At 46.9% G+C, this 12294-nt stretch carries 12 protein-coding genes; 7 read left to right on the forward strand and 5 right to left on the reverse strand.

Features of this window, described 5'->3' with window-relative positions:
- Positions 1-52 precede the first annotated feature (52 nt).
- Complete coding sequence (locus NP165_RS17310; RefSeq protein WP_257085777.1) at positions 53-955, forward strand: LysR substrate-binding domain-containing protein; 903 nt, start codon at positions 53-55, stop codon at positions 953-955.
- Here NP165_RS17310 and NP165_RS17315 read toward each other — a convergent pair.
- The 4 genes from NP165_RS17315 to NP165_RS17330 form a co-directional block, all read right to left on the reverse strand.
- On the reverse strand, positions 926-1102 hold the full coding sequence (locus tag NP165_RS17315) for a hypothetical protein (protein ID WP_257085778.1): 177 nt from the start codon (positions 1100-1102) through the stop codon (positions 926-928). The genes NP165_RS17310 and NP165_RS17315 overlap by 30 nt on opposite strands.
- A 159-nt stretch (positions 1103-1261) precedes the next feature.
- Positions 1262-2395, reverse strand: coding sequence for an N-acetylglucosamine-6-phosphate deacetylase (gene nagA / locus NP165_RS17320; RefSeq protein ID WP_257085779.1), 1134 nt, complete (start codon positions 2393-2395; stop codon positions 1262-1264).
- A 3-nt stretch (positions 2396-2398) separates the two neighbouring features.
- Positions 2399-3262 (reverse strand): N-acetylmannosamine kinase, encoded by an 864-nt coding sequence (locus NP165_RS17325; protein WP_257085780.1) that lies wholly within the window; start codon positions 3260-3262, stop codon positions 2399-2401.
- Entirely contained in the window at positions 3262-3960 is a 699-nt protein-coding gene (locus NP165_RS17330) for an N-acetylmannosamine-6-phosphate 2-epimerase (RefSeq protein ID WP_257085781.1), read from the reverse strand. The genes NP165_RS17325 and NP165_RS17330 overlap by 1 nt, the downstream gene beginning before the upstream one ends.
- 247 nt (positions 3961-4207) lie before the next feature.
- Between NP165_RS17330 and NP165_RS17335 the strand changes: the two genes are divergently transcribed.
- The 6 genes from NP165_RS17335 (at position 4208) to NP165_RS17360 (ending at position 10205) form a co-directional block, all read left to right on the forward strand.
- Positions 4208-5173 carry a sialic acid TRAP transporter substrate-binding protein SiaP gene (locus tag NP165_RS17335; RefSeq protein ID WP_257085782.1) on the forward strand — a complete coding sequence of 322 codons (966 nt, stop codon included), beginning with the start codon at positions 4208-4210 and terminating at the stop codon, positions 5171-5173.
- A gap of 56 nt (positions 5174-5229) precedes the next feature.
- The gene (locus tag NP165_RS17340; protein WP_257085783.1) at positions 5230-5751 is read left to right on the forward strand and encodes a TRAP transporter small permease; all 522 of its coding nucleotides are present in this window, start codon (positions 5230-5232) and stop codon (positions 5749-5751) included.
- Positions 5752-5760: 9 nt separating this feature from the next.
- Entirely contained in the window at positions 5761-7044 is a 1284-nt protein-coding gene (gene siaM, locus NP165_RS17345; RefSeq protein ID WP_257085784.1) for a sialic acid TRAP transporter large permease SiaM, read from the forward strand.
- 47 nt (positions 7045-7091) lie between these two features.
- Positions 7092-7988: a dihydrodipicolinate synthase family protein gene (locus NP165_RS17350; protein ID WP_257085785.1), complete on the forward strand. Its 897-nt coding sequence runs from the start codon at positions 7092-7094 to the stop codon at positions 7986-7988.
- Between the two features lie 141 nt (positions 7989-8129).
- The gene (locus NP165_RS17355; protein ID WP_257085786.1) at positions 8130-8963 is read left to right on the forward strand and encodes a MurR/RpiR family transcriptional regulator; all 834 of its coding nucleotides are present in this window, start codon (positions 8130-8132) and stop codon (positions 8961-8963) included.
- 177 nt (positions 8964-9140) lie between these two features.
- Positions 9141-10205, forward strand: coding sequence for a YjhT family mutarotase (locus tag NP165_RS17360; protein WP_257085787.1), 1065 nt, complete (start codon positions 9141-9143; stop codon positions 10203-10205).
- 53 nt (positions 10206-10258) lie between these two features.
- On the opposite strand, the gene glgX is transcribed toward NP165_RS17360, so the two are convergent.
- Positions 10259-12229: a glycogen debranching protein GlgX gene (gene glgX, locus NP165_RS17365; RefSeq protein ID WP_371133727.1), complete on the reverse strand. Its 1971-nt coding sequence runs from the start codon at positions 12227-12229 to the stop codon at positions 10259-10261.
- Positions 12230-12294: the final 65 nt, after the last annotated feature.

Consider the following 12294-nt stretch of genomic DNA (forward strand, 5'->3'; position numbering starts at 1 on the left):
GAAAATAAGACATAATAGCCATGCAAAAATAACATGGCTTAGTGGTGTAAGAATGAACAGTCGATTGCCTTCTACAAAAAACTTACAAGCGTTCTTAGCGACTGCTGAACACTTGAATTTTACGCACGCAGCGGAAAAGCTAAATATGACGCAGGGGGCGATCAGTCGTCAGATACAGGCTTTGGAGTCGATCATCGGCGCGACGCTGTTTTACCGCCAAGCAAGAGGGCTGTCGCTAACGCCTGAAGGCGACAAGTTCGTCCCGAAAGCGGAAGACATAATAAAGCGCTTACAAATTGCTGTGAGAGAGGTTTCCGAAGGCGCCAATCGTATTAAGCTCAATGCGCCTAGCTGCGTTACAAGTTGGATTTTGGCGCGGATTGCTAGTTTTCAGCAAGCATACCCTGAAATTAATGTTGAACTCACTTCTACGACCAAGCATCAAGCGATTCCTAATTTTGATAGCTTTGATCTTGTCGTGATGTATGGCAAACCTGCAAAATCTAAAAGCATTCGTCAGGCTCTGCTATTTGAAGAAAAATTAGCGCCGATCTGTTCACCTGAGCTATGGGCTAAGCAAACGTCAAGGAGCAACAGAACCGATCAGCGTTTACTGGATCTGTTTACGTGGTTACATGCTAACCAAGAGCAATCGGACTGGAAGCTTTGGTTAAACGAATGTGGGTTGGCAGACCTTAGAGGAAAAACTAATCAGACGTTTGCTACGCTCGATCAAGCGATGAATGCGGCGCAGCTGGGGTATGGTATCGCGATTGGGGATTTGACCTTAGCCGAACAAGATTTGAAGCTAAAACGCGTTATCCAGCCATTTGATGAAGTGGTGTCGTCGGGCAATGGGTACTACTTGATGTCACATAGCGATAATGACAATGCAACCATTTCAAATCTCGTAGACTGGCTGACTTCAACCGAGCACCAAAGCAAGTTTGTGTAAAGCTTTAGTAAGCTTTGATGCCATACTCAAGTGTTTTGGTGGTAATACGTTATCAAGTTGGTCGATCGCTTCCGGGAATACTTCGATGAGTTCAAACTGATGCGCTTGGTCGATGGACCTAATCTGCTCGCGCTCTTTGTCTGACATAACTTGTTCCAGAAAGTGGTGTGACTCGGCCTGTTAGCCAGGCACATATAAGTCATCTGATATTTCTACTGTTCAGGCTAATTAGCATTGATTCAAGACAAGTCGCCGCTAAATGTAAGATATGCCAATAAAGAAGGGCATTTTTCAATGCCTTTGGATTTAAAACAGTTTTCCGTCAACCAATACACCAGTGGTTTGATAATCTGCGTTGAGGATGGTTGCGGCGGCGGTCATACCCGGTCGTAGCAACCCTAAGTTGTGGCAAGCGAGAGCTTGGGCTGGGTAGGTTGACGCCATGCGCAGCGCTTCTTCTTCTGCGAATCCCCACGCGATAAGGTTTGCGATGGATTGATCCATGCCAATGTGTGCACCAGCAAGACTGCCTCGGCTGTTCACCAGTTTGTTGTCTTTGACGGAGATTACCTCGCCATCTAGCACAAAACTGTTGTTTTCACTGCCTACCGACGCCATTGCATCAGTAACAACAAGCAGCTTACCTTTTGGCTTAATTTTACTGGCAATATGCACGCTATCAGGGTGAACATGGATGCCATCGGTGATGATAGAGCACCACGCGTGGTCGGTTTTTAGCGCTGCGCCAACAGTGCCGGGTTCGCGCCCTTCTAATGGGGACATGGCATTAAACAAATGAGTGAAGCCATCAACAAGCGAGAGCTTTTGCTCCGTAAGTTGCGCGATTTGTGCGTTACTGTGGCCACATGAAAGTGTCACGCCCACTTGTTTCAGGTATTCCAGAGCCGAAACGTCGATTTTTTCTAGTGCTGCCGTCACAAGCACTTTGCCTTCTTTCGGCCACGGGAACTGCGCAAGTTGTTCTGCAGTAGGTGCATAAAACAGGCTAGCGTTGTGCGCACCTTTCTTATCTACGTTAAGCCATGGGCCTTCGAGATGGACCCCGAGGACGCCGGGAATATGTTGCTGTTTGGCTTGCTGGAGAGAACTGAGTGCTTGGCTGAGATCTTCTGGAGTGGAGCTGATTAAGGTTGGCAATAAGTAAGCTGTACCATGGGCGCGGTGCGCTTCACAAATCGTACCCATTGCTGCAGCAGAGATGTCGCTATTAAACATCACGCCACCTCCGCCGTTAACTTGCAGGTCGATAAAACCCGGTGCGATCAATGCACCTTCAAAGTGTTGATGTTCGATGTTCGGCGGCAACTTTTCTAACGGTACAATGCTGATTATCGTTTGACCCTCCCACACTAATGCAGAATCTTGATAGTAAGTATGTCCATCAAAAAGGCGAGTTGCAGAAACGGCTCTTAGTGTCATAAGTTATTCCTTAAACTGGAAAGCAGCGCCGAGCAAACAAGCATCATAATCACCTTTAGCGGCAATAACCGGAACTCTAAATACTGCTGGGCGGCGAGTTATCTCTTGGTTTACTTTTTTAAGATAGTCTGTGGCTAATCCTACACCACCACCTAATACAATGATGTCTAAATCCAATGCGGCTTTAAGATTGCAACACAGCGTTGCGATTGCATTGGCGCTATTCTGAATCAGACTATTGGCCTGTTCATTTTGTTCAGCGATACGGAACAGTTCGATATTCGAAATCGGCGGGTTAAAAATGAGACTGCTGGCGCGTTGAATGGCGGTGCCAGAAGCGATCGACTCAACACAACCCATTTGACCACAGCCGCACGCGGGCCCATTGGCGTCGATAGACATATGGCCGATGTGTCCAGCTAACCCAGACTTACCGCTATGAAGGTTACCGTCAATAATGATCCCGCCTCCGACACCCGTCGAGACGGTGATAAACGCCATATTTTTTGCTGGAACGTCTAAGTTGAGATATTCAAACCAAGCCGCAGCTTGTGCGTCATTGAGTATTTTGATGGGTTTGGCCGTCAGTGTTTGTAGTACTTGAGCGAGCGGGAACGGAGTAGGAAAAGCCAGTGTATCTGGGTTGATCGCGCTGATGCCCTCGTCGCTCACCAAGCCCGTGGTCGAGATGCCAATTTGAGCAACACTTTCAAGCCAGTCGTGGCAATGCTCAATAATGTGTTCGGCAAACTGCTCTGCGTTTTGCGCTGCTGGGGTTGGCAACTGACGGCGTTCGCGTATCTGCCCATGTTCAACTAATCCAAGGGCAATTTTCGTTCCGCCAATATCAATGGCTAAGGTCAACATTATCTGGCTCCTGCGGTTTGTGTCGCATGATTAAACCAATTGGTAACGACTTCCAAGCGAGTCAGTGCTGATCCAACCGTTACCGCAACAGCGCCGTGTTGGATTGCCTGTGCTGCAAGTTCAGGTGTGTTGTATCGACCTTCTGCCATAGTAAAGAAACCTGCTTGAGAAAACTGTTCTACTAATATTAAGTCGGGCTCGGTTGGTTCGTCATCACCTACGTAACCAGAAAGAGTCGTGCCGATGATATCGACGCCAAAGTCACTTGCCCATTGACCGTCAGCGAAGCTAGAGCAATCAGCCATCGCAAAGCAACCAGAGGTTTTAATCGCGCTGGCGATGGTTTCGCGACTCTCTGGTCTAATTCGGTCGGTTGCGTCAAAGGCAATAATGGTTGCACCCGCTGTGGCTAACGCTTCGACGTCGGTGGTGTAAGGAGTGATGCGCACCGGACTTTCCGTTAGGTCACGCTTCACGATGCCGATGATCGGTATAGTAACCGCACGGCTGACGGCGTTAACGTTATTAGCGCCTTCGATGCGAAGTGCACGCGCGCCTGCTTGCTCCGCAGCTTGTGCCATAGCAACGATAATGTCTGTTTTATCGAGTGGACTCCCTGTCACTGGTTGAATAGATACCACGGTTTGTCCTTGCAAAGACTCTTTTAACTGATTGATATTATAAGTTTTTGTTTTCACGCTTGGCCTCTCAATAAGACATATTGCCGCGGGTTTGAGCTAAATGGATAGACGATTTCATGGGGTGCTTTGACCGTTCTGAATCATCTATCCTGCGAATTTTTGTCCGCGATCACATTTCGAAAAAAGTTGGTTTGAAAATAATCTTCGCCACAATAATAATTCATAACGAAGATTTTTTTCAAATAAAATAAAAGATTTTTTCGGATTGAGTGAAATTAGGCAGAAATAACGAAAAGGGAAGACTATGAAAGCCATGAACAAGATTACCCTCGCTATGCTAGTGCTTGGATGTTCTGTTTCAGCGCAGGCTGCGACCACACTGAAAATGGGCATGCAGGCATCGGTAGGTTCTGTGGAATACACTTCAGCAAAAATGCTGGCAGATAAAGTAGAAGAACTGAGTAAAGGCGAGATCAAGATTGCGTTGTACCCTAGCGCTCAACTTGGTGATGACCGCGCGATGCTGCAACAACTGACCTACGGTGATCTGGATATTACTTACGCTGAGTTCGGTCGTATGGGGTTGTGGATCCCTCGTGCAGAGGCCGTCACTTTGCCTTACGTCGCGCGTGATTTCGACCATTTACGCCGTATGTTTGATTCCGATTTTGGTCAAAGTATTCGTGAAGAAATGCTGAGCAAATTCAACTGGCGTGCATTGGATACTTGGTACAACGGTACACGAGAAACCACTTCTAACCGCCCTCTAAACAGCATTGAAGACTTCAAAGGTCTCAAGCTGCGTGTGCCAAACGCTAAGCCAAACCTTAACTATGCGAAACTTTCAGGTGCGTCGCCGACTCCGATGGCTTTCTCTGAAGTCTATCTAGCACTGCAAACGAACGCAGTTGATGGGCAGGAAAACCCGCTACCGACGATCAAAACCATGAAGTTTTATGAGGTTCAGGCCAACCTAGCCATGACTAACCACATTGTTAACGATCAAATGGTGATCATCTCTGAGCCGACTTGGCAAAAACTGTCTGACCAGGACAAACAACTGATCCAGCAAGCGGTTGAGTCTACGGGGCAGATACACACGGATGGCGTTAAGCAGCAAGAAGCAGAGTTAATCTCGTTCTTTGAAGAAGCAGGTGTCAATGTTACTTACCCTGAGCTAGCGCCGTTCCGTGAAGCGATGCAGCCACTTTACGCAGAATTTGAAGACAAAATCGGTCAGCCGATCGTGAAAAAACTCGCGGCTATGTAAGCAAATTGACTCTAAGTTAATTTCCAATATTCCGGCTGGCCTGATTTTGGCCAGCCTTGGAGCTCAAGATGTTACGCAAGATTATTAATAATATTGAAGAGATCATCACCGTGCCTTTGATGGCTGCTTTGTTGGCGGTACTGACATGGCAAATCGGTACCCGATGGTTACTCAATGACCCTTCGCTTTGGAGTGAAGAACTCGCCAGAGTTCTGTTTATGTATATGTCGTTAATTGGCTGTGCGATTGCGATCAAACGCAGTACGCACGTCAATATTACTTTCTTCTCCGATAAGTTGCCGGAGAAAGCTCGCCTGTGTTTGGTGTTATCGCTGGAGTTGGCGGTGTTGGTTTCGATTCTCGCCATCATTTATTTGGGTTATCAGCATGTCCAAAGAACCGCTTTTTTTGAATTGATCACTTTGGGTGTATCAAGCAAATGGATGAACTACAGCTTGCCTTTAGGGGGCTTGTTTATGGTCTTCAGACAGCTTGAGAAAATGTTTTGCATTTCCAAACAGCTGGTGAGCTGTGGCAATGGCTGCACTGCGGTCGACTCGAACACTGCGCAGAGATAGGGATAGATTATGGTAGGCTCAATTTTTGGCTGGCTCGCGTTGCTGTTTGCAGGCATGCCGGTTGGCTTTTCACTGATATTTGTGGCTTTGGTTTTCTTGGTGATGACCAATAGCACAGGGATTAACTTTGCTGCCCAACAAATGCTGGGTGGTATTGATAACTTTACGTTGTTAGCGGTTCCTTTTTTCGTTCTGACCGGTCATCTGATGAACAGTGCTGGTATTACAGAACGTATCTTTAACTTTGCTAAATCTATGGTTGGTCATATTACTGGTAGCCTTGGCCACGTAAATATTATGGCAAGTTTGTTGTTCTCGGGTATGTCGGGTTCAGCATTGGCGGATGCAGGTGGCTTAGGCCAACTCGAAATCAAGTCGATGCGTGATGCGAAGTACCATGACGATTTCGCCGGTGGTCTGACGGCCGCATCTTGTATTATCGGTCCTTTAGTTCCCCCTTCAGTACCTTTGGTTATATACGGTGTGGTGTCGAATACGTCTATCGGCGCTCTTTTCTTAGCGGGCGCGATCCCTGGTATTTTATGCTGTGTCGCTCTGATGGTGATGAGCTACTTTATCTGTAAGAAACGTGGCTACATGACCTTGCCACGTGCAACGCGCCGCGAGCAGTTTAAATCGTTTAAAGACGCGTTTTTATCGCTGCTGACACCAGTGATCATTATCGGTGGCATCTTCTCAGGTAAGTTCACACCAACCGAGGCAGCGGTCGTTTCTTCGCTATACGCGCTGTTTCTTGGCACGGTTGTTTATAAGCAGCTTACGCTATCGGGCTTTGTCGATATTCTTAAAGAGACGGTGAATACCACCGCTGTGGTTGCTTTGATGGTTATGGGTGTCACCGTGTTTGGCTGGATTGTCGCACGTGAACAGTTGCCACAAATGCTGGCCGATTACTTCTTAACTATCAGCGATAACCCGTTGGTTCTATTGCTACTGATCAACTTGCTGCTGCTGTTCTTAGGCACCTTTATTGAGTCTTTGGCTCTGCTATTACTGCTTGTGCCATTCCTAGTACCAGTGGCGAGCGCGGTGGGTATTGACCCTGTTCACTTTGGCGTTATGGCTATCTTGAACTTGATGATCGGTATTTTGACTCCGCCAATGGGCATGGCGCTGTACGTGGTGTCCCGAGTCGGTGACATTCCGTTTCATACGCTGACTCGCGGCGTTCTACCGCTGTTGGTGCCATTGTTTATCGTCTTAATTCTCGTTGCGGTGTTCCCTCAATTTACGTTGCTGCTACCTGAATTGTTCCTCGGCTACGGCCAATAATATGTTATGGGCGGCGTGTGTCCGCTCATATTGATTAGGAAAGAAAAATGAATAAATTAACCGGATTAATTGCTGCGCCTCATACCCCGTTTAACCAAGACAACAAGGTTAACTTTGACGCGATTGACCAGATTGCAGCACTGCTGATTGAACAAGGTGTAAAAGGTGCTTATGTGTGTGGGACGACGGGTGAAGGTATTCACTGCTCGGTCGAAGAGCGCAAAGCTATCGTAGAGCGTTGGGTAAAAGCGTCAGACAACAAACTGGACTTGATCATCCATACTGGCGCGTTAAGCATCACCGATTCGCTTGAACTTACTCGCCACGCAGAAACACTCGATATTCTGGCAACATCGGCGATTGGTCCTTGTTTCTTTAAGCCGGCTAGCGTGGATGACTTAGTCGACTACTGTGCGCAAATTGCCGCTGCGGCACCATCGAAAGGTTTTTACTACTACCACTCGGGCATGTCTGGAGTCAATCTGGACCTAGAGCAGTTTCTGATCAAAGGTGAGCAGAAGATCCCGAACTTATCAGGTGCTAAATTCAACAATATGGATTTGTACGAGTACCAACGTGCGTTACGTGTTTCTGGTGGGAAGTTCGACGTACCGTTTGGTGTAGATGAGTTCTTGCCAGCAGGGCTAGCAGTGGGTGCAGTTGGTGCAGTTGGTAGTACTTACAACTACGCGGCGCCGTTGTATCTCAAGATTATCGAAGCGTTTAACAATGGTGACCAAGCATTGGTCGCGACGTTAATGGATCGCGTGATCGCCATTATTCGCGTATTGGTTGAGTACGGTGGTGTTGCTGCGGGCAAAGCGGCGATGCAATTGCATGGCATTGACGCAGGCGATCCTCGTACCCCAATTCGCGCTCTGACTGCCGCGCAGAAAGCGGATGTTGTCGCGAAGATGAGAGACGCGGATTTTCTGAATCTATAAAGTAAGCCGCAGTATGTCGGAAATTTGTCTTATATACTGCGCATCACAGAAAATCCTTACAAATTAACTCCAGCTAATGTGTCAAAGTGTCTGTCTCTTTGTTATTTTTAGCAAACAGCAATAAGCGTAGAAGAGGCACGCGTGAATTCGCCTAAAAATTTGTTAGTTCGCTTGCGTTCAAATATTGAGCCATTAAGCAAAAAACTGCGCGTCGTTGCGGATTATGTTCTTGAGAATGCCAACGAAGTGCAATACCAGACGATTACCGATCTGGCGCGAAATACCGAAACCAGTGAGGCGACGGTAGTGCGCTTATGTCGAGATATGGGATACAAGGGGTATTCCGATTTTCGTATGGCATTAGCGGTTGACCTTTCGCAATCTCAGGACCGTAAACCAAAAGAGATTGACGGAGATATCTGTGATGTTTCGGCAAAAAGCGCTGCGGCGAGTTTGCTAGACACCGCTGAGCTGGTGGACCGCAAGGTGCTAAATCGCATCTGTGAGCTGGTACACAAGGCGGATTTTATTAGCTGCGTTGGCGTTGGTGCTTCGAGTATTGTCGGGCGCTATCTGGCGTTTCGCTTACTACGGATCGGCAAGAAAGTGTCAATGTATGAAGACACTCACTTAGCGGCGATGAATGCGGTTCGCAGCCAAGACGGTGATCTTTGGTTTGCGCTTTCCAGTTCAGGTTCAACGCGAGAAGTGATCCACGCGGTGAAGCAAGCGCATGTACGTAACGTGCCTGTGGTTGCGTTGACAAACGTCAGTCACAGTCCGCTTACTTCGATCTGTACCGAATTACTGGTTGCTGCACGTCCTGAAGGCCCATTAACGGGTGGTTCGTTCTCTTCGAAAGTAGGGGCGCTATTACTTGTCGACGTACTCATTAATACCTTACTTGATAAGTACCCGCAGTATTCGGACTCCGTTCTTGAGACCGCTGAAGTGGTTGTCCCTTTGATGAAGTAACGTTCAAAAAGTTCTAATAAGCCTGCTTAGTGCAGGCTTTATTTTCCTCACTTTGTGAAGATTATTTTTTCCTTAAATTTTAAGTTAAAGAAATATTCCTCAATTATTGATTTTTTCGTTCGTTTAGAACCTGTTTAGGTGCTAAACCGAGAATCTATGACGACGTAAAGGTGTCACATGTCTCTTCAATTGACTCAATTACCTCCGCTTCCCTCTGGCTTTCGTAACGGAGCGGGTTTTGCTCACAAGGATAAAGTTTATGCTGGGCTTGGCAGCCTAGGCCGTAAATGGCTACAACTCGATACAAGACAGACTAAGGAGTGGGTGGAATGCGCAGAATTTCCGGGCGTAGAGCGGACTGATCCGGTGTGCGTGCCTGTTGATGGTGGTTGCTATATTTTATCTGGGGCGGGCATTGTACAAGGCGAGAGCTCTCCAAGTGTGTTGGAAGATGGTTATTTTTACAATGCGGAACAAGACAGCTGGCATTTGGTGACTGATGATATTCCGATGGGCCTCTTAGGTGGAGCGGGTATTGAGTTGCTGAATAAACAATTGGTTTTTGTCGGTGGTTATAACAAGTTGGTTTTCGATAGCTTAATGCAGCAACTTAACGACCCTTTGGTCTGCGATAACGAAAACAAGAAGCGTGATTGTTTGCATGCTTTTATGGACCAGCCGATCGAATCCTACGCTTGGAACGACAAGATCTACCGTTTTGATGTGCAAACTAAGCAATGGTTGCACATTGGCGACAATCCATTTGAGCCGAATTGTGGCGCTGGTGTATGGCGTTTGGATAACACGCTTGTGTTGATCGAAGGAGAGGTAAAGCCAGGGCTACGCAGTCTCAAAAGCAAACAGTTGATTTTAAGTCCTCAAGGTTTAGTGGATGCGACTGAGTTGAGTTCGATTGTCGAACAAGATCCGCTTCATGAAGGGCTGGCAGGGGCTTATTGCTCGGAACTTGACGGTCGATGTGTGGTGCTGGGCGGTGCGTACTTCATAGGAAGTCAAAGCAATTATCGCAATGGTCAGTATTACAGCCACCAAGGACTGACAAAGACATACGCGACTAAAATCTGGCAGTTGTGTGATGGTAAGTGGACGTGCATTGGTGAGTTAGCCAAAGGAAAAGCTTACGGTGTTTGTTTGTCGATTTCTAATGGGGTTGTATTGATTGGTGGTGAGGACGAAAACGGCCAAGCGCTGACCGAATGTGAGTTGATTTCAACTGAGTAATCGGATTTACATCCGCACTGCTGTGAGTGGTGCGGATGTATCTTTATGTTTGATTATACGACAGCACCCGATGCCCAAGATTTAGCGTAAAAAATTGCCATTGACGTTGGAGCAACAAGGACTTGCTTGTGGTCGATAGTTTGGTGCAACTTATGTGAATCAGTGTTGCAGATCATAACCCACTCTTGGTCAGATTCTGTTGGCAGCGTAAACCTTGCTGGCGCATTGGTCTGGTTAATACAGTAAAACAACTCATCGCCATCTTCACCCAGCCCTAAATGAAGCGCTACAGAGCTTAAATTATTCCAGTCTTCGTGTTCCATGAACGTGCCATCTAATCGACGCCAGAATATGCGATTGTCGTTGCGTTTTTCTCCGCTAAAAGCACGAATAAAAGGCACCATGTAGCGTTGACGTGCTTCCATCATCTTGGACAGCCAATCTTTAAAGTTCTCTTTGTTTGGTGTCATGCGCCAATCTAACCAGCTAATTTCGTTGTCTTGGCAGTACGCATTGTTGTTGCCTTTTTGAGTATGAGACAACACATCCGCAGTGAGAATATGAGGAATGCCGAATGCAAAGAGCAAGCTGGCCATAAAGTTGCGCTTTTGTTTTTCACGCTTTTCTATGATGAGTAGATTTTCCGTTTCCCCCTCGATACCGTAATTGTCAGAACGGTTATCGCCGTGACCATCGCGGTTATGCTCTCCATTGGCCTCATTATGTTTTTGTTTGTATGAGACGAGGTCCTGCATACAAAATCCGTCATGGTAGGTGATGTAATTGACGGTCATTTTATAAGGCCAGTTCGCCGCACTATAAAGATCGCGTGAGCCCATAATGCGAGTCGCGAACTCTTTCAAAAAGCCGTGATCACCTCTCCAGAAGCTGCGTGTAATGTCTCGTAATCGGTCGTTACACTCATTCCACCCAAATGGGAAGTTCCCTACCTGATAACCATCTGGGCCGATGTCCCATGGCTCGGCAATGAGCTTCACTTCTTTCAAGATGGGATCTTGCGCTACTGCTTTAAAAAATCCCGATTCTGCGTTGAAGTAGTCGCCATTGCGTCCCAAAGTGGCAGCAAGGTCGAAACGGAAACCATCAATTTTATACTCCTGCACCCAGTAACGAAGCGTATCCATGACGAGATTGAGGCTTGGTTGGTAGGACAAATCAACCGTATTGCCACAGCCAGTGTAGTTTGCAAAGTGGCGACCGTGCTTGAGATAGTAGTTGTTATCGAGCGCTTTTAAGTTGAAGACAGGGCCATCAGCGCCGCCTTCAGCGGTATGGTTGTAGACCACGTCGAGAATCACTTCTATCCCATTTCTGTGAAGCTCACGAATGGCGGTTTTAAGTTCAACGACGGCATTAATGCCCGCATAGCGTGGGTCTGGAACCATGAACAAATATGGGTTATAGCCCCAGTAGTTGACCTTTTCCATTTTCAGCAGGTGTGGTTCATTCATACACGCGGCAATAGGAAGAAGCTGTAGCGTGTTGATATTTTGCTGCTTGTAAAACTCCAGCATGGCGTCACTGGCTAACCCAAGATAACGGCCTCTATCTTCATTAGGAACATTAGGGTTGAGCTTCGTTAACCCTTTTACGTGAGTTTCGAACAATACCATTTCTTCGCGAGGACGTTTAGGACGCTCAATGCCCTGCCAGTCGAACTTGTCGTCAACAACAACGCATTTTGCTAACTCGAAACTTTTCTCTGAGCTAAAGGGCAGGGAATATTTTAGTGGACGTGAAAGGGCTTTGGCGTACGGATCAGAAATTAAATGTGGTTTTCCATCTTGCTCAATAATATAGGCGTACTTAGTACCAACGGTTATTCCTGGAATAAAAGTGAATCTTATGCCTGCGTACTCTCCTTCCAAAGGGTAGCTTTGGAAGCATCCATGTTGATCAAATATCGCTAACTTAATATTTGGCGCATCTGGCGCATAAATTGAAAAGTTACACCCGTTTTCGTTTGGTGTAGCTCCTTGAGGGTATGGGTGAGAGCACTGCATATTCATTTTTTTAGAGTTGGTTATATGTATCCGGGAGTTTAGTAAATAGTTTTGTTTGAGCGAGG

The organism is Vibrio japonicus (genome assembly GCF_024582835.1).
Lineage (GTDB): Bacteria > Pseudomonadota > Gammaproteobacteria > Enterobacterales > Vibrionaceae > Vibrio > Vibrio japonicus.

What these genes read in the sequence shown, in the direction of transcription:
- NP165_RS17310 (WP_257085777.1), top strand. Translation starts at nt 53, where the DNA reads ATGAACAGTCGATTGCCTTCTACAAAAAACTTACAAGCGTTCTTAGCG.
- NP165_RS17315 (WP_257085778.1), bottom strand. Translation starts at nt 1,102, where the DNA reads ATGTCAGACAAAGAGCGCGAGCAGATTAGGTCCATCGACCAAGCGCAT.
- nagA (WP_257085779.1), bottom strand. Translation starts at nt 2,395, where the DNA reads ATGACACTAAGAGCCGTTTCTGCAACTCGCCTTTTTGATGGACATACT.
- NP165_RS17325 (WP_257085780.1), bottom strand. Translation starts at nt 3,262, where the DNA reads ATGTTGACCTTAGCCATTGATATTGGCGGAACGAAAATTGCCCTTGGA.
- NP165_RS17335 (WP_257085782.1), top strand. Translation starts at nt 4,208, where the DNA reads ATGAAAGCCATGAACAAGATTACCCTCGCTATGCTAGTGCTTGGATGT.
- siaM (WP_257085784.1), top strand. Translation starts at nt 5,761, where the DNA reads ATGGTAGGCTCAATTTTTGGCTGGCTCGCGTTGCTGTTTGCAGGCATG.
- NP165_RS17350 (WP_257085785.1), top strand. Translation starts at nt 7,092, where the DNA reads ATGAATAAATTAACCGGATTAATTGCTGCGCCTCATACCCCGTTTAAC.
- NP165_RS17360 (WP_257085787.1), top strand. Translation starts at nt 9,141, where the DNA reads ATGTCTCTTCAATTGACTCAATTACCTCCGCTTCCCTCTGGCTTTCGT.
- glgX (WP_371133727.1), bottom strand. Translation starts at nt 12,229, where the DNA reads ATGCAGTGCTCTCACCCATACCCTCAAGGAGCTACACCAAACGAAAAC.